Annotated in this window: 18 protein-coding genes and 1 tRNA gene; 6 read left to right on the forward strand and 13 right to left on the reverse strand. The window is 69.8% G+C overall.

Annotated elements, in window-relative coordinates; all coding sequences use genetic code 11:
• Positions 1 to 54 precede the first annotated feature (54 nt).
• Positions 55 to 864: an alpha/beta fold hydrolase gene (locus tag ABD106_RS03620; protein ID WP_343917384.1), complete on the forward strand. Its 810-nt coding sequence runs from the start codon at positions 55 to 57 to the stop codon at positions 862 to 864.
• A gap of 874 nt (positions 865 to 1,738) precedes the next feature.
• On the opposite strand, the gene ABD106_RS03625 is transcribed toward ABD106_RS03620, so the two are convergent.
• Positions 1,739 to 2,977, reverse strand: a complete 1,239-nt coding sequence (locus ABD106_RS03625; RefSeq protein WP_343917386.1) for a hypothetical protein — start codon at positions 2,975 to 2,977, stop codon at positions 1,739 to 1,741.
• Between the two features lie 166 nt (positions 2,978 to 3,143).
• Between ABD106_RS03625 and ABD106_RS03630 the strand changes: the two genes are divergently transcribed.
• A complete protein-coding gene (locus ABD106_RS03630) occupies positions 3,144 to 3,380 on the forward strand; it encodes a hypothetical protein (protein WP_343917388.1) in 237 nt (78 codons plus the stop codon).
• 633 nt (positions 3,381 to 4,013) lie between these two features.
• Here the strand turns inward: ABD106_RS03630 and ABD106_RS14520 are convergent.
• The gene (locus tag ABD106_RS14520) at positions 4,014 to 4,718 is read right to left on the reverse strand and encodes a CFI-box-CTERM domain-containing protein (RefSeq protein ID WP_425545706.1); all 705 of its coding nucleotides are present in this window, start codon (positions 4,716 to 4,718) and stop codon (positions 4,014 to 4,016) included.
• A gap of 722 nt (positions 4,719 to 5,440) precedes the next feature.
• Between ABD106_RS14520 and ABD106_RS03635 the strand changes: the two genes are divergently transcribed.
• Positions 5,441 to 6,696 (forward strand): IS3 family transposase gene (locus ABD106_RS03635; protein WP_343917390.1). Its coding sequence is split into 2 segments (ribosomal slippage): positions 5,441 to 5,711 and positions 5,711 to 6,696, totalling 1,257 coding nucleotides; the frame shifts between segments, so codons are not numbered across the junction.
• Between the two features lie 237 nt (positions 6,697 to 6,933).
• Here ABD106_RS03635 and ABD106_RS03640 read toward each other — a convergent pair.
• Together ABD106_RS03640 and ABD106_RS03645 are read right to left on the reverse strand one after the other, a co-directional pair.
• Positions 6,934 to 7,170, reverse strand: coding sequence for a helix-turn-helix transcriptional regulator (locus tag ABD106_RS03640; protein ID WP_343917392.1), 237 nt, complete (start codon positions 7,168 to 7,170; stop codon positions 6,934 to 6,936).
• A 186-nt stretch (positions 7,171 to 7,356) separates the two neighbouring features.
• Positions 7,357 to 7,429: transfer RNA gene (locus tag ABD106_RS03645), tRNA-Ala, on the reverse strand.
• 81 nt (positions 7,430 to 7,510) lie between these two features.
• Here ABD106_RS03645 and ABD106_RS03650 point away from each other — a divergent pair.
• Both ABD106_RS03650 and ABD106_RS03655 read left to right on the forward strand, forming a co-directional pair.
• A complete protein-coding gene (locus tag ABD106_RS03650; RefSeq protein ID WP_343917394.1) occupies positions 7,511 to 8,872 on the forward strand; it encodes a TrkH family potassium uptake protein in 1,362 nt (453 codons plus the stop codon).
• Complete coding sequence (locus ABD106_RS03655; protein WP_343917396.1) at positions 8,865 to 9,575, forward strand: potassium channel family protein; 711 nt, start codon at positions 8,865 to 8,867, stop codon at positions 9,573 to 9,575. The genes ABD106_RS03650 and ABD106_RS03655 overlap by 8 nt, the downstream gene beginning before the upstream one ends.
• Here ABD106_RS03655 and ABD106_RS03660 read toward each other — a convergent pair.
• The 9 genes from ABD106_RS03660 to pdhA all read right to left on the reverse strand — a co-directional run bounded on the left by ABD106_RS03660 (position 9,572) and on the right by pdhA (position 20,766).
• Entirely contained in the window at positions 9,572 to 10,933 is a 1,362-nt protein-coding gene (locus ABD106_RS03660) for a YibE/F family protein (RefSeq protein ID WP_343917398.1), read from the reverse strand. The genes ABD106_RS03655 and ABD106_RS03660 overlap by 4 nt on opposite strands.
• A gap of 85 nt (positions 10,934 to 11,018) precedes the next feature.
• On the reverse strand, positions 11,019 to 12,188 hold the full coding sequence (locus ABD106_RS03665) for an acyl-CoA dehydrogenase family protein (protein ID WP_425545720.1): 1,170 nt from the start codon (positions 12,186 to 12,188) through the stop codon (positions 11,019 to 11,021).
• A gap of 41 nt (positions 12,189 to 12,229) precedes the next feature.
• On the reverse strand, positions 12,230 to 13,084 hold the full coding sequence (locus tag ABD106_RS03670; protein ID WP_343917402.1) for an HpcH/HpaI aldolase/citrate lyase family protein: 855 nt from the start codon (positions 13,082 to 13,084) through the stop codon (positions 12,230 to 12,232).
• A complete protein-coding gene (locus ABD106_RS03675; protein WP_343917404.1) occupies positions 13,081 to 13,599 on the reverse strand; it encodes a MaoC family dehydratase in 519 nt (172 codons plus the stop codon). Before ABD106_RS03675 ends, ABD106_RS03670 begins: the two co-directional genes overlap by 4 nt.
• Complete coding sequence (locus tag ABD106_RS03680) at positions 13,596 to 15,602, reverse strand: acetyl/propionyl/methylcrotonyl-CoA carboxylase subunit alpha (protein WP_343917406.1); 2,007 nt, start codon at positions 15,600 to 15,602, stop codon at positions 13,596 to 13,598. The genes ABD106_RS03675 and ABD106_RS03680 overlap by 4 nt, the downstream gene beginning before the upstream one ends.
• 5 nt (positions 15,603 to 15,607) lie before the next feature.
• Positions 15,608 to 17,308, reverse strand: a complete 1,701-nt coding sequence (locus tag ABD106_RS03685; RefSeq protein ID WP_343917408.1) for a carboxyl transferase domain-containing protein — start codon at positions 17,306 to 17,308, stop codon at positions 15,608 to 15,610.
• A gap of 4 nt (positions 17,309 to 17,312) precedes the next feature.
• Complete coding sequence (locus ABD106_RS03690) at positions 17,313 to 18,623, reverse strand: dihydrolipoamide acetyltransferase family protein (RefSeq protein WP_343917410.1); 1,311 nt, start codon at positions 18,621 to 18,623, stop codon at positions 17,313 to 17,315.
• Entirely contained in the window at positions 18,620 to 19,651 is a 1,032-nt protein-coding gene (locus tag ABD106_RS03695; RefSeq protein WP_343917412.1) for an alpha-ketoacid dehydrogenase subunit beta, read from the reverse strand. Before ABD106_RS03695 ends, ABD106_RS03690 begins: the two co-directional genes overlap by 4 nt.
• Positions 19,648 to 20,766, reverse strand: coding sequence for a pyruvate dehydrogenase (acetyl-transferring) E1 component subunit alpha (gene pdhA / locus ABD106_RS03700; protein ID WP_343917414.1), 1,119 nt, complete (start codon positions 20,764 to 20,766; stop codon positions 19,648 to 19,650). Before pdhA ends, ABD106_RS03695 begins: the two co-directional genes overlap by 4 nt.
• Before the next feature lie 175 nt (positions 20,767 to 20,941).
• Between pdhA and ABD106_RS03705 the strand changes: the two genes are divergently transcribed.
• A complete protein-coding gene (locus ABD106_RS03705; RefSeq protein WP_343917416.1) occupies positions 20,942 to 21,415 on the forward strand; it encodes an Lrp/AsnC family transcriptional regulator in 474 nt (157 codons plus the stop codon).
• The last annotated feature ends 1 nt before the right edge of the window (position 21,416 follow it).

Below are 21,416 nucleotides of genomic sequence, written 5' to 3' on the forward strand. Positions count from 1 at the left end.
GCGCCCCTCCCCGCAGCCCCGCAGCCCCGCAGCCGATGGTGGATGATCGAGCACATGCGCTGGCCCTGGTCGTCGAGGAACACCCTGCCGCTGCTGCACGTCGACATCGATGAGGGTGAGGGGCCCACCGTCGTGCTCGTCCATGGCATCGCCTCGTCGACGACGACGTTCACGAACGTGATCCCGATGCTGCTGCCCGACCATCGCGTCGTGGCGATCGATCTGCTCGGGTTCGGCGCCTCGCCGTCGCCTGCGGATGCCGGCTACACGATCGAGGAGCACGTCGAGTACCTCGAGCGCACGCTGGCGTCGCTCGATGTCGGTCGATGCATCCTGGTCGGGCATTCCCTCGGCAGCCTGATCGTCGCGCGCTACGCGGCCACCCATGCCGAGGCGGTTCGCGCGCTCGTGCTCGTGAGCCCGCCCGTCTACCTGCCGCCGGATGCCTTCGGCGATCCGGTCGAGCGGACCGCGATGGGCCTGTATCTGCGCGCCTACGAGTTCCTGCGCAGCAACAAGCGGTTCACGATCCGGAACGCCGCCGTGCTGTCGCGCCTCTCCCCGATCAAGGACGTGCTCGAGGTCAGCGAGCGCAACTGGCGGGCCTTCACGCTGTCGCTCCAGCACGCGATCGAGACGCAGACGGCGGTGAGCGACATCGCCGCCGTCTCGGCGCCGGTGCAGCTCGTGTACGGCACGCTCGACCCGTTCCTGATGCCCGGCGGTCTGCGCATCGTCGAGCAGATGCGGCACGTGTCCGTGCATCGCGTCGCGGGCGGCGACCACGTCATCCGGCCACGGATGGCGAGGGTCGTCGCCACCGCGGTGGCGAGCGTCGCGGCGCGGGAGTTCCGCGTCGGCTGATCGTCGGGAGCCGGCCAGCGCGGGCCGGAGACGACAGAAGCCCTGGCCGATGGCCAGGGCTTCCGTCGAGGAGTACTTGGTGGATCTGGGGAGACTCGAACTCCCGACCCCCTGCGTGCCATGCAGGGAGCGACAACCCCCGACTTCCGCCTATTTATGGCCTGGAAATGCACGCTGCAACCCTTCCTGGTACACCCACTTACGCGGGCCTACGTCATGCACTCTTGACCGTACCCTTTACCCGGCCAGGGCGCGCCCAAGGACGAGTTGGACGTGATGTGGATCGGAGTGCGCGTCGAACCCGGGGCCGGAGATTGGTCGATCGTCGATCCCCCGCTGAAGCGATCGCGTTGGACAGGCTCGTCAACGCAAGCGGAAGCAGGCGCAGGACAGCACCAAGAGTGGGTTCTTCGCGTCTACGCTCGGCATCGGCGCACGGCACGCGCGAGCCGCCTTCTTCGCGGGCTCAGCGACCGTACCCAATCTTCAAGCTGGCGCGCACGAACTCCGCGCTGCTCACATCCGTTACCGGAGCTGGCTTGCGTGGTTTGGCGGGCCGAGCCAGGGTGGCTGCGGCTCGGAGCGTCGCCTCGGGAGCTCCAGCGTCCACCGTAACTTCGCCACGGGCGCACCTCGGCCGTGCACAACGAACACGTGGCGGGCTTCGCGTGCATGTTCTGCCAGTGCAAAGGGGCGACCGGCTGTGGGCTCGCCCTCGTCGGCGCGCAACGCGGCGGCCACATCTTCGAGGGCACCGATGAGGCCGTCCAGGAGGACGCGCGTCGCTTCCCCGTTCGTTGTGCAGGGGCCTATCGCGGCGCGGTTTACACCAGATGTAAGCCAGTCTGCAGCGGTATACCGCCCAGGTGTTCAGTCAGCGCACGATGCGGCGCGCTGCTGCGATTGCTTTCTGGGCGAGAGGCCGGGTGCCTGGAAGCTTGTAGAGCAGACCCACGCCCACACCTGCGGCCGGCAGTACCAGTTTGGGAGCGAGCTCCGCTCCTGCGTTCGCCAGTTGACCGCTGTCGCGCGCGGCCTCCCACCAGCCAGGCGCCCGCAAGGCTTGACGTTCCGACTCAATGCCCAGCGGAAGCTCCAGCCGAGCCACGGCCTGACCCACGTTATTGGCCGAGTCCGTCATCGCTCTTGCCGCCCGCATGTGCAGCAGAGTGTTCGAGTTTGCCGTGCGGGCCGCACTGTCGATGCGTGAAGCGACACCCTCTACCGCATCGCGCACCAGGGCGCGGCGAGTCTCACGATGGCTGTCCAGCGCGGAACGTTGTGCCTCGAGGTCGTTAGGTGACTCCTCGAACACTCGGTCCAGTTGCATGACGTCAAGCGCGTCCTGCAGTTCGAAGCAATGAGCGATCACGGCGAGCAGTTCGCAGACCTCGCCCGGGGCACGCTGAACCAGCTCTACTCTCTGTCGCCCCCGGTCGACCGCTTCGATCCTTTCGGCGACTCGACTGAGACGGATGATCGCCCAACTCAGAGCGTCATCGACTGCCCCGACCCTGTCTTGGACGGTGGACCATGTGGTCGCGTCCGTTCGGCCACCTTGGGCGTCCCGCAGACTCAAAGCTCTCTCGATGCTGCTGCGAGCGCCCACCACCTTCGCCAACTCTGCATCCTTTTGGGCGCGAGCCACCTCGGTGAGTCTTGTGTCGATCGCGGCGAGGTACGCCTTGATCTCGCGCATTTCACCCTGACGGGCTACCTGCGCCATCACTCCGACCACTCCGGTAAGGAGGGCCGGATTGGTCAGCATTGCTCCCAACCCGGTGTCCACCCGGATCCATTTGTTGATCACCCCGGGATCGCCGATCATGGCGTAGCTGACACCCGCAGAGCCCGACTCCATGAGTCCGAACTCCCGGACCATGTCAGCGGACTCATCAGTGAGCTTCAGCCACCTGCCCGAACCAGCCATGATGTCCGACGCACCGTCAAGGACCGCATCGGACGCCTGCAGCAGACCGTGGAGTTTATCGAGCCGGAAATCTGTGGAGGTTGCGAGCAGCCCCCGCGAACCGAGGAAGCGCGCAACCGTGGTTCTGTCACCAATTACCGATAGGCCCTCGCCATCGGCGACTATTTCAAGGTGATCTTTCACGTCAAGCCTCCTTGGACGGCCCCAGAGCGTGATGGCTGCCGTCTGGTCAGCATAGGCCTGAAAGCCGGTATTTCGCGGTGGTCGTCGCCGACCAGCCGACCCGAGCGCCTGCGTCTGGTTACACTGCGAGTCAGCCACAAGTGCCCGACGGAGGATTGGACAACCGATGAATGACGAGCAGCTCAAGAAGCGCTTTCACGAGACCTTCGTGAACCCGGACGACGCCGGCATGCCCCTGGACGCGGAGTCCGACGTGGATGCCTACTTCTGGACGGTCCCACGACTGGAGACCGAGGACGCCCTCACGGAGGTCATGCCGGAGGAGGACGAGGAGCAACTGGAGCGGGTTGCGAACGAATTGAACGGTTCTTACCCTGCATGGGCGCGCCGCTCTGACCTCTGAGCTCGGGCTCTCGGCTGGCGGCGGCCTGGCAGTGGAATAGGCCCTCCACGCCGTGCGACGGATGCGCAAGTTGCGACTCATGGAGGACATCGAGGGCGACGCGCTGCGGCTCGAGTGGGACACGGCGAGCCGGATCGGGGTGCGAACTCCGACTGGTCCACCGAGAGCAGTTGACCACGCTCCGAAGCCGGCAAAGTCTGCGCTTCATGAGCGCGGACGACGCAACCGCACCCCTCGGCATACCTCTGGCTGGTGACGCTCCCATGCTTCGTACGTGGACGCAATGCCGCCCGAGCCGATCGAATCCACCGGCGATTCGACGGGCGTGAAGCGCTCGAAGTGAACGTTGCGGCCCGCGGGCGCCGCGCCGGACCCGCGAGGGCGTTCGCCGATTTCACTAGTCGAGCTCCCGTGGCGAACCGCCTGGCTGCGCAGGTCCGGCAACGGCTGCTTCTCCGCGATAGCGACGGCGGTACGCGGGCTCCGCTTCGGCGGCGCCCGCGATCGCGTCCCGGACGCATCGTGACTATCGAAGCGAAGAGTTCGCCAGTGCCTCGACTGGCGGCGTCCACAGTTGCCAACGCGAATGGCTGCCACGAGCGCCTCGTCGTGACCCGTCTGACCACTGGGTGCTTAGTATCCCGCGTGTTCCAAGCGCCTTACGACAGCGTCCAGCGCCATGCGCACAGCCTTTTGCAGGCGCCTTCGCCGTCCCCACCGCTTGATGAGCATTGGACTGAGACTGTAATAGATACGAACCAGACCTCTGCCGATCGCCGTGACCAACAACCGTTCGTCTCTGAAGCGCCGCAACGTCAGCACAGAAGGCGCGTCGTACGAACCATAGACAGCGGTTGCGACATAGCACCCGCCACCCGACGAAGTGGCGGCCGGCTTCGACCTCGCGGCTGCCGCAACCGCTCGTTCCATGTTTTCGCTGGCTTCGGCGACTTGGAACCTGTCAACGAGTTCTCCGTCGGGTCCTTCGTAGAGCCATCTGACGAAAGGCTCCTCGCCTGGCTGCCTCCAACGGTTACGCTCGTTCATCCACTCAAGGAAGTCCTCCGCTGTTTCCTCGCGCAGAACCGCCCACATCGACCACCAACGCGAGTCGTCTGGTTGGTACTCGCGAGACAGGTGCAACATCATCCGGAGTAGCGGGTCAGCCACCGTGGCGGGGTCCAAGTGCCTTGCCTGCCTATAGAGCGTCACGAGTCGATCGCGAAAGTACCAGTTGGCAGCAGCTTCGTGATCATCCGAGAGTCGCATGAGTTCAACGACCTTGTCCATCTGCGGCTTCGCCAACATCTCTGTCGCCCAGTCAGGCATCGGATGCATTTCGTCTTCTCCCCCTCTTATCTACCACCTGAACATAGCCTGATGGCGAACTAAGTCCGGGCAGATTCAGTATCTCGCGTCGTGCTCGTTGTCGACTGGACGGAGTTCGAGAGCGCCGCGGTCTTGCTGAGGGCCCTGCCCATCGTCGTGCCGCCGTCAGGAGTGTTGTGTGCCGCGACGCTCCACGGTCGCACCCTCGCGCGGCGTCTGCTGAATCGGCGCCTCTTGATCGGCGTCAAGCCCTGCCTAAAGAAGATCCTCCGTCCCCGGAGTCACGGCCTCAAATCTCCGCCGTCAAGACGTCGTATCGCACGACATGCACGGTGGCCACGCGAGCGAATTCCAGTCCCGCCGACGTCAGGTGCCCGCTCGTCCAGAGCATGGCCCGCTCACAGCGCCGAGCCAGCGCAGCATGTCGCAGACCCAAGCTTCAGCACCAACCGAGGAGACTCCGTAGCGCTGAGCTGGAGGTCGCGGTGATGGCCTCGACACCAGCCGCTGCCGTTCGACGCGTGCGGCAGCGACGACCGCTGAGTGTTCCCGCTGCCAGCGCTCTCGACGCGCCCACTCAACATGCTCGCTGTGGCGCCGAACTAGATCCGAAAAGTGCCGATCGAGCGCCGCGCGGGACGCACGCTCATACATCGCCCGAGCCCGGATATTGTGAACCGTCCCCGGTTTGATGCCGGTTCCTTTCGAGTCTGGAAGGAAAGATGGTCATCATGCCGAAGCAGATCCCGGAGGAGACGAAGCAGCGAGCGGTCCGGCTCGTGCTCGATCATCTCGATGAGTACCCGAACCTGACGACCGCGTGCGAGACGGTCTCGAAACGGCTCGGCTTCGGTGCCGAGTCGTTGCGCCGCTGGGTGCGGCAGGCGCAGGTCGACGCCGGCGAGCGGCAAGGCGCATCGACGAGCGAGTCGGAGCGCGTGCGGCGGCTGGAGCGGGAGAACCGTGAGCTGCGCGAGGCGAACGCGATCCTGCGGGACGCGGCGGTTTTCTTCGCCGGGGAACTCGACCCCCGACGCCGCTGATCGTCGCGTTCATCGACGAGCAGCGAGCCAAGGGACGCGCGGTCGAGTCGATCTGCCAGGTCCCGCGTCAGCAGGGCGTGCGGGTCGCCGCGCGGACCTACCGGGCGTGGAAGCGCGCCCAGCCCAGCAGCCGAGACCTCGCCGACGCGGTCGTGATCGACGCGCTCCTGGCGACCGTGGGCACGCCGGAGGGCATGTACGGGCGGCGGAAGATGACGGCGCATCTGCGCCGGCAAGGCCACGACGTGTCCCAGCGGCGCGTGGACCGGCTCATGCGTGATCTCGGCCTCAACGGCCGGGTCCGCGGACGCGGCGTGCGGACGACGGTCCCGGATCGGAACGCCGAGCGCGCGCCGGATCTGCTCGAGCGCGACTTCACCGCGCCGGCCCCGAACCAGCGCTGGGTGGCGGACTTCACCTACGTGCGCACCTGGGCCGGGTTCGTCTATGTGTCGTTCGTGATCGACTGCTTCTCGCGCGCGATCGTCGGCTGGCAGGCGGCGACCACGAAGACCACGCCGCTGGTGACCACCGCGCTGCGCATGGGCCTGTGGCGACGCGACCGGGCCGGCCGGCCCGCCGCGGACGGGCTCGTGCACCACAGCGACGCGGGGTCGCAATTCACCTCGGTGAGCTTCGCCGAGACGCTCGCACTGGAGGGCATCGCCGCCTCGATCGGATCGATCGGCGACGCCTACGACAACGCGCTCGCCGAGTCCACGATCGGCCTATTCAAGACCGAGGCGATCCGCGACGACTCACCGTTCCGGACCGGGCCCCTCAAGCAGCTCGAGGACGTCGAATGGGTCACTGCCGAATGGGTCGACTGGTACAACGCCAGCCGCCTGCACACCACCCTCGGCGACGTCCCGCCCGAGGAGTTCGAGACCGCGTACTACGCTCACCTCGAAACGCCATCCCACCCGGTGCTGGCACCCGCATAGGAGCGGCAGAGAACCGGGGACGGTTCAGAAGTGTTCGGGTCGACGCTCGACACTCCGAAAGGCTGAATGGCCTTCCGGGCTCGCAGCAGGTCCTCGGCCTCTTCCGGCGTGTCGCCGATCGCGGACGGGCTGCTGTACTTGCCTGAGAGCTCGCGGAAGCGCCCTCGGGCCTTCCAGCGGCCATCCTTGGTTTCGTAGCACCGGATGGCGCCGAAGGTGCCGAGCGGAGTGCGACGCCTAGCCACGGGTCGCCTCCAGCCACTGCACGAGATCGCCCGCGCGGTAGCGCACCAGCCCTTCGATGCGGCGGAAGCGCGGTCCACGCTGCATGGCGCGCCAGTGCTGGAGCGTCTTTCGGCTCACGTGGAGGGCGGCAGCCACCTCCCGCTCGTCGAGCAGCACGCCCGGGGAGCACTCGTAGAGGTCGAAGCGCACAGCCATCGTTTCGGTCAGGGAAGCAGGATCGTTGAGCATGATCTTGGCATCTGCGGGAGACCTCGCCACGCCCGCGGCCGAGGCTTGGGACGCGTTGGGAACGCTTGGGGCGGATTGGGGCGCCGGCCCGACGAGACCTCGAAAAGCGACCCGAAAAGTGGTCTCGCTCAATCGTCAGTTCGAGTGACGATACGGAAAAACCCCCGGTCAGACGGGGGTTTTCGGTGGATCTGGGGAGACTCGAACTCCCGACCCCCTGCATGCCATGCAGGTGCGCTACCAGCTGCGCCACAGACCCTCTGCTGCTCTCGGAGCAACCAGATCACTGTACAACATGTTCGCGGGAGAAGTCACATCGGCGGGCGTATGCTCATCGCTCGTGCAAGCCACACGTCCCCGCAGGGGGCTCATGAAGGTCTGGGAGCGACAGCATCCCGCCCGGCGCATCTTCACCGGTTTCGTCATCCTCAACCTCGTCGGCTGGGCACTCCTCATGCTGCCGATGTCGAGGCAGGGACCCGGCGGTGCGAGCTGGATCGAGGCGCTGTTCACCGCCGTCTCGGCCGCGTGCGTGACGGGCCTCACCGTCGTCGACACGGCGACTTACTGGACGCCCTTCGGCCAGGTCGTGATCCTGCTGCTCATCCAGCTGGGCGGCCTCGGCGTGATGGTCTTCGCGAGCCTCGTCGGCATCGTCGTCGTCAAGCGGCTCACGCTCGGCTCGCGCCTCACGACGGCGCAGGAGGCACACGCGACGCTCGGCGGCCTCCGCTCCATCGTGGTGAGCATCCTGCGGATCGCCCTCGTCGTCAAGGCTGCCGTCGCGCTCGTGCTGTGGCTGCGCTTCTGGTTCGGCCGTGGCGAAGATCCGCTGCACGCCCTCTGGCTCGGCGTGTTCCACGCCGTCTCGAGCTACAACAACGCCGGCTTCGCGCTGTTCAGCGACAACCTCATGGGGTTCGTCGACGATCCGTGGATCCTGCTGCCGCTCGCTGGCGCGACGATCATCGGCGGCCTCGGCTTCCCGGTCATCGTGCAGCTGCTGCGACACGCGCGCACCCCGCGCCGCTTCTCGATGCACACGTGGCTCGTGCTCGCCGGCACCGCGGCGCTGCTGAGCCTGGGCACCCTCGCGATCGCGCTGCTCGAGTGGAGCAACCCGGGATCGCTCGGGCCGCTCTCCCCCGGCACGCGCATCCTCGAGTCGTTCTTCCACTCGGTGCAGACGCGCACGGCAGGCTTCAACGCGCTCGACATCGGCCAGTTCCATCCGGAGACGCTGCTGGTGATGGATGTGCTGATGTTCATCGGCGGCGGACCCGCCGGCACCGCAGGCGGCATCAAGATCACGACCTTCGGGGTGCTCGCGGCGATCATCCTTGCCGAGGTGCGCGGCGACCCCACCGTGACGCTCTTCGGCAAGCGCCTCTCGCGCGCTGTGCACCGCGAGGCGATCACCGTGGCACTCCTGTCGGTCGCGCTCTGCTTCCTGGCAACGCTCGCGATCATGCAGCTCACCGACATCGACCACGACCGCGCGCTCTTCGAGGTGATCTCCGCCTTCGGCACCGTCGGCCTCTCGACCGGCATCACCGCATCCGTCGGCACGCCGAGCCAGGTGATCCTCATCATGCTCATGTTCATCGGCCGCGTCGGACCCATCACGGTCGCGACGACGATCGCTCTCCGCCCCCGCAGGCTCATGTACGAGCTGCCCAAGGAAAGGCCCATCATTGGCTAGGCTCCGCAATCCCTTCGACCCGACGACCATCGGCTCCGCCTCGTCGGTCGCCGTCATCGGCCTCGGCCGCTTCGGCACCGCCCTCGCGCTCGAGCTCATGGCCCACGGCACCGAGGTGCTCGGCATCGACTCGGACGAGCAGGTGGTGCAGGAGCTCAACGGTCGGCTCACCGCGGTGGTCACCGGCGACGCCACGAAGCCAGAGCTGTTCGAGCAGCTGGGGCTCATCGACTTCGACCGCGTCGTCGTCGCGATCGGCACCGACGTGACGGCGAACATCCTGGTGACGAGCCAGCTGCTGCGCGTCGGCGTCAAGGACGTCTGGGCCAAGGCGCTCGACGAGCGCCACGCGCTCATCCTCGACCAGCTGGGCGTCGGCCACGTCGTGCGCCCCGAGGCCGACATGGGCCGCCGCGTCGCCCACATGGTGCGCGGCGCGCTCGAGGACTTCATCGAGATCGAGGCGGGCTACGCGGCGGTGCTGCTCGAGGCTCCGCTGTCGCTGCTCGCCGTGCCGCTGCGCGAGCTCGGGCTGCAGGCGAAGCACGGCGTCGGCATCGGCGCGGTCAAGCGCGAGGGCAGCTGGATCCTCGCGACCATCGAGATCCGCTTCGAGCGCGGCGACCTCCTGCTCGTGCACGGACCGACGAGCAAGGTCGAGGCGTTCGCTGCGTCGATGGCGAAGCAGCGGATGCGCGCCTAGACCGTCGCGGCAGCGCTCCCCGCCACCGATCGGGCGTCTGCGGCGCTCGGCACGACGGCCGCCGCGATCGCCGTGGTCGCCGGGATCGCGAGCACGAGCCCGATCGACCCGACGAGGGTGCGCACGATCTCCTCCACGACCTCACCCGTCGTGAGCTGCAGGTCGAGCGGCGCATCGGTGAGCGAGAGCACGAGCAGCAGCGGGAGCGCTGCACCGACGTACGCGAAGGCGATCGTGTAGACGGTCGAGGCGATGTGGTCGCGGCCGATCCGCATGGCGCGCGAGAACAGCTCGCGCCGCGTCGCACCGGGGGCCACTGCCCGCAGCTCCCAGACGGCGGATGCCTGCGTGATCGTGACGTCGTTGAGCACGCCCATGCCCGCGAGCACGAGGCCGCAGACGAAGACGTCCGAGAGCTCGACGCTCGTCTGGGTGAACAGCAGCCGCGACTCCTCGGTGCTGGTGCCGAGGATGCGCGATGAGTCGGTGGCGATCCACGCGAGCGCGGCGGTGAGCGCCAGCCCGAACATGGTGCCGAGCAGCGCCGTCGTCGTGCGCGTGGTGAAGCCGTGCGCGACGTACAGCACGATGAACATCACGATCGAGGCGGTGACGAGCGCTACCGGCAGTGCCGGCCGGCCCGACAGCAGTGCCGGCAGGGTGAAGCCGACGATGGTCGCGAAGGCGCCGATGAGTCCCGCGATGGCGGCGAGACCCCGCCACCTGGCGACCAGCAGCACGACGATCACGAACGCCGCCGCGAGCAGCAGCAGCGGCACCTCGCGATCGAAGTCGACGAAGACGTAGGAGCTGCCGAAGCCCACCGCCTCCGGGATGTCGAACACGCGCATCCGGTCGCCCGGGCCGACCTCGCTGAGCGCCTCCGGCGGCAGCACGACCTCGACGAGCCCGCCGTCGTCGAGCTGGGCCGCGACGAGCGAGGTCTCGGGGTCGGCAGCACCGATCGCGGTCGCGTGCAGCATGCTGGCGCCCTCGGTGAGGTACGCCATGCGCTCGGGCATCGCCGAGGCCTGCGGCCAGAGCGCGACGAGCCCGCCGAGCGTCGAGAGCAGCAGCGGCGCGAGGATCAGCCACAGCGTCAGGCGGGATCGGCGGCCGAGCGGTGCATCCGGGACGCGTGCTCGGCCGTGGCCGTGGCCGTGCCCGGTGACGCCGCGAGGGGTTGTCGGCGCGACAGGGTCGCTGTCAGGCGCGACGCGCGAGCGGCCGGGACGATCGCTCCCCCACGCGTGCAGTGGCTCGTCGTCGTCTACGTGCCAGTCCGGGTCGCCGAGGGGTCCTCGATCCGCGCGGCGATGCCGCCGGCTGTCGTCCCCATCCGTGCGATGTCGTCCCACGCCGTCTCCCCGCTGTCCGTCGGCGGGCGCAGGCTATCAACGCGAGGGGCCACGTCGGCGAGCACGCGCCGTTCGAGGGCACGGGTCAGCCGCCGAACGACTTCTCGAAGCCGAGCGTGCGGGCGATGATCGCGAGCTGCACCTCGGTCGAGCCCTCGCCGAGCGTGAGGATGCGGCAGTCGCGCAGGTGGCGCGCCACCACGTTCTTGTTCATGAAGCCCTCGCCGCCCCAGATCTGCGTCGCATCGTTCGCGTTCGCGACCGCTGCCTCCGAGGAGATGAGCTTCGCGAGCGATGCCTGCTCCGTGAACGGCATTCCGGCGTCGATGCGGCGGGCCGCGTCGTGCATGACCGCACGGGCGGCATGCACGCGCGAGCGCATCCGCGCGATCGTGAACGCGATGTGCTGGTTGTCGCCGATCGGGCGACCGAACACGACGCGCGTCTTCGCCCGCTCGACCGCCTGCTCGAGGCAGCCCTGCGCGGCGCCGACGCACAGCGCCGCGAACGCGACGCGGCCCTCGTCGAGCACCGACAGGAAGTTCGAGAACCCCTTGCCGCGCGCGCCGAGCAGGTTGCCCTCCGGCACGCGCACGTCGTCGAGGACGAGCGGATGCGTGTCGGACGTGTTCCAGCCGATCTTGTCGTAGGCGGGCAGCGCGGTGAAGCCGTCGATGGGCGTGGGCACGATGATCGTCGACAGCTCGGGCTTCTCGGTGCCGTCCTTGCCGACCTTGCGGCCGGTGACGCACGTGACGGTCACGACCGACGTGATGGGCGTGCCCGAGTTGGTGATGTACTGCTTGGTGCCGTTGATGGTCCACCAGCCGTCCGCGAGCACCGCCGTCGTCTGCGTCGCTCCCGCGTCGCTGCCGGCCTCGGCTTCTGTCAGGCCGAAGGCGGCGAGCGCCTCGCCGCGCGCGAGCGCCGGCAGGTAGGCGCGCTTCTGCTCCTCGGTGCCGAACTTGAGGATCGGCATCGCCCCGAGCCCGAGACCGGCCTCGAGCGTCACGGCGATCGACTGGTCGACCCGGCCGAGCTGCTCGACGGCGACGCACAGCGACATGTAGTCCTTGCCCTGGCCGCCGTACTCGGTCGGGATCGGCAGTCCGAACAGGCCCATCTCGCCCATCTGCGCGATGATCTCCATCGGCAGGCGGCGCGCCGTGTCGTACTCGTAGCTCGCGGGGGCGACGACCTCGTCGGCGAAGCGACGCACCGTGCGAGCGAGCTCCTGGTGCTCGGCGCTCAGCATCTCGGTGCCGTCGATCACGTCGTCCAGCACTGCGGTGGCGGTCATGACTGGCTCCCATTCGTGGTGTGTGCCCGCTCGACGACGCTCCTGGCGTGCCGGAGGATCGGCTCGTCGACCATGCGTCCCTCGAACGAGAAGACGCCGGGGTTCTCGGTCGCGGCCTGCAGGATGCGGCGGGCGAGGTCGAGCTCGTCGCCGGTCGGCGCGAAGGCCTGCCGGTAGGGCTCGACGTGGTTGGGGTGGATCGCCGCCTTCGCGCCGAAGCCCGACGCCGCGGCATCGACCGCCTCGGCGTGCGCGCCACCGAGGTCGGCGATGTCGGTGCGGATCGCGTCGATCGCCGTCACGCCGAAGGCGCCTGCGGCGAGCAGGATGCGGCTGCGCGTGTGGGCGGCGACGTCGCGATAGGCGCCGGTCTCGTCGCGGCTCGACGTGCCGCCGAGCGAGGCGACGAGGTCCTCCGCGCCCCACATGACGCCGACGACGGCGGGGTGGGCGACGAGCGACTCGACGACGAGCACGCCGCGCGCCGTCTCGCACAGCACGACGACGCGTGCGTCGGGCACGGCGGCGACGACGCGGTCGACCTCGTCGGTCGCCTCTGCCTTCGCGAGCATGACGGTGCGGAAGCGCGAGGCGGCGACGGCGGCGAGGTCGTCGTCGAAGCCGTCGGCGGTCGCCGCGCACACGCGGACGATCGTGCGCGCGGCGTCGAGGCGGGCGCCGACCACGGCGTCGCGCGCCGCGGCCTTCGTGTCGGCGCCGACGGCATCCTCGAGGTCGAGGATCACCGCGTCGGCGCGGTCGGCCGCCTTCTGGAACCGGTCGGGCCGGTCGCCCGGGCAGAACAGCAGCGCCGGGCCCATGCCCAGCTGCTTCGAGTCTGCGGCGGTCATGACTGCCCCTCGGGCGCGGTCTGCATGAGCACCTTCCGCACGGCTCGCGCGACGACGTCGCCGTGCTGGTTGCGCGCCTGGTGCTCGAAGGTCGCGATGCCCTGACCCGGCCGCGACTTCGAGAGCCGCTTCTCGAGCACGCGCGTCTCGCAGTAGATGGTGTCGCCGTGCCGCACGGGCGCGGGGAACGTGATGTCGCTGAAGCCGAGGTTCGCGACGATCGTGCCGAGCGTGAGCTGCCCGACGGAGAGGCCGACCATGGTCGCGAGCGTGTGCATCGAGTTCATGAGCGGCTCGCCGAACTCGGTGCCGGCGCTCCACGCGTGGTCGAGGTGCAGTGGCTGCGGGTTCATCGTGAGCGTCGTGAACAGCACGTTGTCGGTCTCGGTCATGGTGCGGCCGGGGCGGTGCTCGTAGACGACGCCCTCCTCGAGCTCGTCGAACCACAGCCCGCGCTGCGTGACGCGCCGCTCGGGGGCCACGCCGGTCTCGGTCGTCGCGGTGTGGTCGGTCATGCCGATGCCTCCTCGGGGGTCACGGTCGCGAGCTCCTGCCCGCGCGTCACCTGCTCGCCGACGGCGGCGTGCAGGTGCACGGTGCCGGCGACGGGCGCGCGCAGCACGTGCTCCATCTTCATCGCCTCGACGCTGACGACCGCCTGCCCCTCCGCGACGGTGTCACCATCGGCCGCGTGGGTCGCGACGACGGTACCGGGCATGGGGGATGCCAGGGTCGGCTCGGCAGGGCCGCGACCGCGGCGCGAGCGCGGCGGGGCCTCGACGAGCCAGTCCCCCGACGGCAGCCCCACCCACGTGCCGCTCGCCGACTCGACTCGCGCGACGAACGGCAGGGCCGAGAAGCGCTCGCTCGTGCCGTCGGCGCGCACGACCTCGAGCTCGATCTGGGTGTCGGGCACGCCGGCGCGACCGCCGACGAAGCCGAAGTCGCGAGGTGCGGCCTCGCGCAGCACGCGCACGGTCGCGATCCCGTCGCCGTCGCGCAGGCGCACGACGCGGCCGCGCGCTCGGCCGATGCGCCAGCCGTCGCTCGCCCAGGCGCCGAACGCGCGGTGCGCGTGCCCGGTCGGCTTCGATGCTGCGATCGCGAAGGCCTCGCTCGGCACCTCGAGGGCCGCGATGCGCTCGCCCTCGCGGTCGATGAAGCCCGTGTCGAGCTCGCCGGCCTGCACGGCGGGCTCGGCGAGGAGGTCGCGGAGGAACGTCCGGTTCGTCGTGACGCCGAGCACACGCACGTCCGCGAGGGCAGCGCGCAGCCGATCGAGCGCCTCAGCGCGCGAGCTGCCGTGCGCGATGACCTTGGCGATCATCGGGTCGTAGCTCGAGCCGATGCTCGAGCCCGGCTCGACACCCGCGTCGACGCGGATGCCGGTACCGGTCGGCCAGTCGAGCGCGAGGATCTCGCCGCCCGTCGGCAGGAACCCCGCCGCCGGGTCCTCGGCGTAGATGCGCGCCTCGATGGCGTGGCCCGTGAGGGTGACGTCGTCCTGCGCGATCGAGAGCCGCTCCCCCGCCGCGATGCGCAGCTGCTGCTCGACGAGGTCGATGCCGGTGACCATCTCGGTCACGGGGTGCTCGACCTGCAGGCGCGTGTTCATCTCCATGAAGAACGGCTCGTCGGGCCGGTCGGCCGCGACGATGAACTCCACCGTGCCCGCGCCGACGTAGCCGACCGAGCGGGCGGTCTCGACGGCGGCGGCACCGATGGATGCGCGCTGCGCCTCGGTGAGGAGGGGGCTCGGCGCCTCCTCGATGACCTTCTGGTGGCGGCGCTGCAGCGAGCACTCGCGCTCGCCGAGGTGGATGACGTTGCCGTGCGTGTCGGCGAGCACCTGGACCTCGATGTGGCGCGGGTTCGTGACGAACCGCTCGATGAAGAGCGTGTCGTCGCCGAACGACGACGTCGCCTCGCGGCGCGCGGCCGTCAGCGAGGCGGCGAGCGCGCCGGCCTCGTCGACGCGGTACATGCCCTTGCCGCCGCCGCCCGCGGCCGGCTTGATGAGCACGGGGAAGCCGACCTGCTCGGCGCCGGCGATGAGCGCCGCGTCGTCGAGACCGGGCTCGGCGATGCCCGGCACCGTCGCGACGCCGCGCGACTCGACAGCGTGCCGAGCGGAGATCTTGTCGCCCATCGTCTCGATCGCCGACGCGGGCGGTCCGATGAACACGATGCCCGCATCCGCGCACGCCTGCGCGAACCCGGCGTTCTCCGACAGGAAGCCGTAGCCGGGATGGATCGCCTGCGCGCCCGACTCGCGGGCCGCCTCAATGATCTTGGTCGTCGACAGGTAGGTCTCGCGCAGCGGTCCGCTGCCGAGCGAGACGACCTCGTCGAAGTGGTCGCCGTGCGGCGACGGGTCGTCCTCGGCTCGCACGGCGACGGAGCGGATGCCGAGCTCGCGCAGGGTGCGCGCGACGCGGATGGCGATCTCGCCGCGATTGGCGACGAGCACGGTGCTGAACATGGCGGTGTCGAACATGGCGGTCTCGAACAGCGGCATCCCGCTCACATCCTGAAGACGCCGAAGCGCGGCTCGGGCATCGGCACGGCGGTGACGACGTCGAGCGCCATCCCGAGGATGCGGCGGGTGTCTGCGGGGTCGATGACGCCGTCGTCCCAGAGGCGGGCGGAGGCGTAGTAGGGGTTGCCCTGGGTCTCGTACTGCTCGCGCACCGGGCGCTCGAACTCGGCCTGCGCATCCGCCGACCACTCGTCGCCGGCGGCTTCGATCTGCTCGCGCTTGACGGTGGAGAGCACCGATGCGGCCTGCGGCCCGCCCATGACGCTCACGCGCGCGTTGGGCCAGAGCCACAGGAAGCGGGGGTCGTAGGCGCGGCCGCACATCGAGTAGGTGCCGGCGCCGAAGGAGCCGCCGACGACGACGGTGAGCTTCGGCACGCGCGTCGTCGCGACGGCGGTGACCATCTTCGCGCCGTGCTTCGCGATGCCGCCGCGCTCGGCCTCCGAGCCGACCATGAAGCCGGTGATGTTCTGGAGGAAGACGAGCGGCACACCGCGCTGGTCGCACAGCTCGATGAAGTGCGCGCCCTTCATGGCCGATTCCGAGAACAGCACGCCGTTGTTGGCGATGATGCCGACCGTGTGGCCGTGCAGCTGCGCGAAGCCGGTGACGAGCGTCTCGCCGTAGCCCGCCTTGAACTCGTGGAACTCTGAGCGGTCGACGATGCGGGCGATGATCTCGCGAGCGTCGTACGGGGTCTGCAGGTCGGGCGGGATGACGTCGTAGAGCGTCGTGGGGTCAACAGCGGGCTCGTCGCTGCCGTCGCCGAACGCCGAGCCGCTCAGCGGCGCGTAGGCGAACCATCCGGTCGAGCCCGACCGCTGCGCCAGCGCGCCCTGCGGCTGCGCGCGGTCGTCGGCGGGCAGCGCCTCGACCATGTCGCGCACGATCTCGAGCGCGTGCGCGTCGTCGTCGGCGAGGTGGTCGACGACGCCCGAGACCTCGGCGTGCAGCACGCCGCCGCCGAGCGACTCGGCGTCGATGACCTCACCGGTCGCGGCCTTCACGAGCGGCGGACCGCCGAGGAAGATGGTGCCCTGCTCGCGCACGATGACCGTCTCGTCGCTCATCGCGGGCACGTAGGCGCCGCCCGCGGTCGACGAGCCCATCACGGCGGCGAGCTGCGGGATGCCCAGCGACGACATCTGCGCCTGGTTGAAGAAGATGCGGCCGAAGTGCTCGCGGTCGGGGAACACCTCGTCCTGCATCGGCAGGAAGGCGCCGCCCGAGTCGACGAGCGCGATGCAGGGCAGGCGGTTCTCGCGCGCGATCTGCTGCGCGCGCAGGTGCTTCTTCACCGTGAGCGGGAAGTACGTGCCGCCCTTGACGGTCGCGTCGTTCGCGATCACCATCACGTGCCGGCCGTGGACGAGGCCGATGCCGGCGACGACGCCCGCCGACGGCGCATCCTGCCCGCCGCTGCCATCCACGTCCTTGCCGTAGACGCCCCACGCCGCGAGCGGCGCGACCTCGAGGAAGGGGCTCCCCGGGTCGAGCAGCGCGTCGATGCGATCGCGCGCGAGCAGCTTGCCTCGCGCGACGTGCCGCTCACGGGACGCCTCCGGCCCGCCGAGCGCGACGCGGTCGAGCCGCTCGCGCAGCTCGGCGACGAGCGCCTCCATCGCGGAGCGGTTCGTGCGAGCGGCCTCGCTCGAGGGATCGACGTGGGTGGTGAGGGCGTGCATCCCCCTACCGTGCCAGTGCGAGGCTGGGACGCTCGAGCACCGCGGCGACATCGGCGAGGAAACCTGCGGCCTCGCGCCCGTCGAGCACGCGGTGGTCGAACGAGACCGTGATCGTGCAGACGTCGCGCAGCGCGATCACGCCCTCGTGCGCCCACGGCATCTTCCGGACCGCGCCGAGCGCGAGGATGACCGACTCCCCCGGGTTGAGGATGGGGATGCCGCCGTCGACGCCGAAGACGCCCACGTTCGAGACGGTGATGTTCGACGAGGTGAGCTCGGCCATCGACAGCGAGCCCTCGCGGGCGCGCGTCGCGCGGTCCTTGATCGCGGCCGTGAGCGTCGACGCATCCATCGACTCCGCCTCGTCGACCGACGCGACCACGAGCCCGCGATCGGTCGAGACGGCGATGCCGAGGTTGACGTGCGCGAATCGCTCGAGCTCGTTCGTGTCGGCGTGGAACGACGACGTGACGTCGGGCCAGCGCTTCGCGGCGAGCAGGATGGCGCGGCACGCGAGCGCGAGGAACGACGCGTCGCCCGAGCGGGCGAGCGCGAGCGTTTCGGTGACGTCGATCTGGTGCCAGGTGGCGGCGTGCGGCACGCTCAGCGCCGACTGCGTCATGGCGGCGGCGGTGTGCTTGCGCAGCCCCGTGACCTTCTCGCGCGTCGACGCGGGCGCGGGAGCCTGCGACGCCGCACCGGCGGATGCGCCGCCGTGCGACTCGAGGTCGGCTCGCGTGACGAGCCCGTCGGCGCCCGACGGCCGCACCGACTGCAGGTCGATGCCGCGGTCCTTCGCGAGCTTGCGCACGGGCGGCATGGCGCGGTTGGTGCCGCGCTTCGCGCGCTCCTCGCGCTCGAACGGCGCGACGGCCCAGGTGCGCTTCGCGCGCACGGGCTTGCCGCCGTGCACGGTGATCGAGCCGACGAGCACCGACACCTTCTCGGGCTTCGCCTCCGGCTCCACGGCCGCGGGCGTCTCCTCGATCGTGTCGTCCGGGGTCGCGACGGGGCCGGCCTCGGGCGACGGTGCGGCCTCCTCGGCGGCCGGCGCCGGCGCATCCGTCGTGGATGCGTCGCCCGCGACGTCGAACTCGATGAGCGGCGCGCCGACCGCGACGGTCTCGCCCTCGGCGGCGTGCAGGCGCGTGATGACGCCCTCGTAGGGGCTCGGCAGCTCGACGACGGCCTTCGCCGTCTCGATGTCGGCGAGCGGCTGGTTGAGCTCGACGGTGTCGCCCTCGGCGACGCGCCACGAGACGACCTCGCTCTCGGTGAGTCCCTCACCGAGGTCGGGCAGCAGGAAGGTCTTCATCGGGCGGCTCCGGTCGATGCGAGGTAGGAATCGAGGTCGTCGTGCGAGCTGCGGCGGCCGAGCGTGCGGTCGACGGCGTCGAGGATGCGGTCGAGGCTCGGCAGGTAGTCGTGCTCGATCGCCGACGGCGGGTAGGGCGAGTCGTAGCCGGTGACGCGCTCCGGGGCAGCCTCCAGGCTCGAGAAGGCGCGCTCGACGACCGAGGCGATGAGCTCGCTCGAGATCGAGACCTCGCCGGGCGCCTCGTGCGCGACCACGAGCCTGCCGGTGCGGCGCACCGACTCGACGACCGTGTCGACGTCGAGCGGCGAGATCGATCGCAGGTCGATGACCTCGACCTCGATGCCCTCGTCGGCGGCGGCGATCGCGGCGCGCAGCGCCGTCTCGACCGTCGGGCCGTAGGCGGCGATCGTCACGTCGCGACCGCTCGCGACGACGTTGGCCGTGTCGAGGTCGCGCACGATCGAGCGGTCGACCTCGCCCTTCGTGTAGTACTTGCCCTTCGGCTCGAAGAAGAGCACCGGGTCGTCGCTCGCGATCGCGGCGCGGAGGGTGGAGTACGCCTCCTGCGGCGTCGAGGCGGTCACGACGCGGAGGCCTGCGGTGTGCGCGAAGTACGCCTCGGGCGACTCGGAGTGGTGCTCGACCGAGCCGATGCCGCCGCCGAACGGCACGCGGATCGTGAGCGGCACCTTCACGCGGCCCTTCGTGCGGAAGTGCAGCTTGGCGACCTGCGCGACGATCTGGTCGAACGCCGGGTAGATGAACCCGTCGAACTGGATCTCGGCGACCACGCGGAAGCCGCGGTAGCCCATGCCGATCGCCGTGCCGATGATCGCCGACTCGGCGAGCGGCGCGTCGATGACGCGCTCCTCGCCGAAGCGCTCCTGCAGCCCATCGGTGACGCGGAAGACGCCGCCGAGCTTGCCGATGTCCTCGCCCATGAGGAGCACGCGGTCGTCGCCCTCGAGCGAGTCGGCGAGCGCGGCGTTGACGGCCTTCGCGAGGGTGAGCGTCTCGGTGGTCATCGGTTCCCCTCGATGCTGGCTGCGAACGCGCGGCGCTCGGCCTGCTGGCGCTGGATCCGCTTGGTCGGCTGGTCGTAGACGTGGTCGAAGATCGCGTCGGCGCTCGGCGCCTGCGCGTGCTCGGCGGCTGCGCGGAACTCCTTCGCGAGCTCGTCGGCGCGGATCTTCGCCTCGGCGCGGACGGCCTCCATGTTGGCGCCCATGTGCTCGAGCGCGCGCTCGACGCGGTCGATCGGGTCCTTCGCCACCCACTCCTCGAGCTCCGTCTCGCTGCGGTAGCGCTTCGGGTCGTCGGTCGTGGTGTGCGGGCCGCGCCGGTAGGTGACGGCCTCGATGAACGTGGGGCCGCCGCCGGTCCGGGCGCGGTCGAAGGCGATGCGGGCGGCGGCGTGCATCGCGAGCACGTCGTTGCCGTCGACGCGCATCGACGGGATGCCGAATCCGGTCGGTCGGAGCGCGAGCGGCGCGCTCGACTGCACGCGCACCGGCTCGGAGATCGCATACTGGTTGTTCTGGCACAGGAAGACCACGGACGCCTGGAACGCGGAGGCCCACACGAGCGCCTCGCTCACGTCGCCCTCGCTCGTCGCACCGTCGCCGAAGCAGGCGAGCGCGACGTCGTCGGAGCGGTCGAGCTTCGACGCCATCGCGTAGCCGGTGGCGTGCAGGCTCTGCGCGCCGATGATGATCTGCGCGGGCGCCATGTTGATCTCGTGCGGGTCCCAGCCGGCGTGGGCGTAGGCCTTCCACACGTGCGCGAACTCGGCGAGGTCGACGCCCTTCAGCAGCGCGAAGGCGTGCTCGCGGTAGGAGGCGAACACCCAGTCCTTCTCGCGCAGCGCGCGAGCGGTGCCGACCTGCGCAGCCTCCTGGCCCAGCAGCGGCGGCCAGAGCACGAGGTGCCCCTGGCGGGTCAGGGCGAAGGCCTCGGTGTCGAGGCGGCGCACGCGCACCATGTCGACGTAGAGGTTGGTGAGCGCCGACTCGTCGATGTCGGTCAGGAACGGGTCGAGCAGCTCGTTCGGCAGCCTCGAGCCGTCGAGGTCGAGCACGCGGAGCGGGCAGTCGATGCCGACGGCGAGCGTGGGGTCTGGGGCTGGCACGGTGATCGACACGATCGAACCTCCTCGTTCGAAGCGCCTCTTGAGCGCCTGTCGACTCGCACGGACGGGTGCATCCGCGGAGCGTTGCTCGACGCTATCGCCACGACGCAGTTCGCGCAATCAGCGACACGGCGAGTGCGCTTCGCGACCATTCCGACTCTGCCGACCCTGCGCTAGATTGCGCAGTATGCGCATCGTCGATGACACCGACCGGAAGATCCTGCTCGAGCTCACACGGCATCCGAGGATCACGAACGCCGCCATCGCCGAGCAGCTCGGACTCGCTCGCAACACGGTGCAGTCGCGGGTCGCGGCGCTCGAGGCGTCGGATGCGCTGCAGGGCTTCGACCGCCGGTTCCACGCGGCGGCGCTCGGCTACCCGCTCACGGTGTTCATGGCGACGCACGTCGACCAGCCGCGCATCGACGGCGTCGTCGAGCAGCTGCGCCAGATCCCGGAGGTCGTGCAGGCGTTCGGCCTCTCTGGGCAGGCCGACGTGCTCGTGCGCGCCGTCTGCCGCGACGCGGAGGACCTGTACCGCGTCAACAAGCTCGTGCTCGCGTGCGACGGCGTCGTGCGCACCGAGACGTGGTTGTCGATGGGCGAGCTCATCCCCTTCCGGCTCGCGCCGGTGCTCGAGCGCGACCTCGGGCACGGCTGAC

This window comes from Agrococcus citreus (assembly GCF_039527715.1).
Lineage (GTDB): Bacteria > Actinomycetota > Actinomycetes > Actinomycetales > Microbacteriaceae > Agrococcus > Agrococcus citreus.

Coding starts and splice junctions, on each gene's coding strand:
- ABD106_RS03620 (WP_343917384.1), top strand. CDS start 55: ATGCGCTGGCCCTGGTCGTCGAGGAACACCCTGCCGCTGCTGCACGTC.
- ABD106_RS03630 (WP_343917388.1), top strand. CDS start 3,144: ATGAATGACGAGCAGCTCAAGAAGCGCTTTCACGAGACCTTCGTGAAC.
- ABD106_RS14520 (WP_425545706.1), bottom strand. CDS start 4,718: ATGCATCCGATGCCTGACTGGGCGACAGAGATGTTGGCGAAGCCGCAG.
- ABD106_RS03640 (WP_343917392.1), bottom strand. CDS start 7,170: ATGCTCAACGATCCTGCTTCCCTGACCGAAACGATGGCTGTGCGCTTC.
- ABD106_RS03665 (WP_425545720.1), bottom strand. CDS start 12,188: ATGCTGAGCGCCGAGCACCAGGAGCTCGCTCGCACGGTGCGTCGCTTC.
- ABD106_RS03670 (WP_343917402.1), bottom strand. CDS start 13,084: ATGACCGCCGCAGACTCGAAGCAGCTGGGCATGGGCCCGGCGCTGCTG.
- ABD106_RS03675 (WP_343917404.1), bottom strand. CDS start 13,599: ATGACCGACCACACCGCGACGACCGAGACCGGCGTGGCCCCCGAGCGG.
- ABD106_RS03680 (WP_343917406.1), bottom strand. CDS start 15,602: ATGCCGCTGTTCGAGACCGCCATGTTCGACACCGCCATGTTCAGCACC.
- ABD106_RS03685 (WP_343917408.1), bottom strand. CDS start 17,308: ATGCACGCCCTCACCACCCACGTCGATCCCTCGAGCGAGGCCGCTCGC.
- ABD106_RS03690 (WP_343917410.1), bottom strand. CDS start 18,623: ATGAAGACCTTCCTGCTGCCCGACCTCGGTGAGGGACTCACCGAGAGC.
- ABD106_RS03695 (WP_343917412.1), bottom strand. CDS start 19,651: ATGACCACCGAGACGCTCACCCTCGCGAAGGCCGTCAACGCCGCGCTC.
- ABD106_RS03705 (WP_343917416.1), top strand. CDS start 20,942: ATGCGCATCGTCGATGACACCGACCGGAAGATCCTGCTCGAGCTCACA.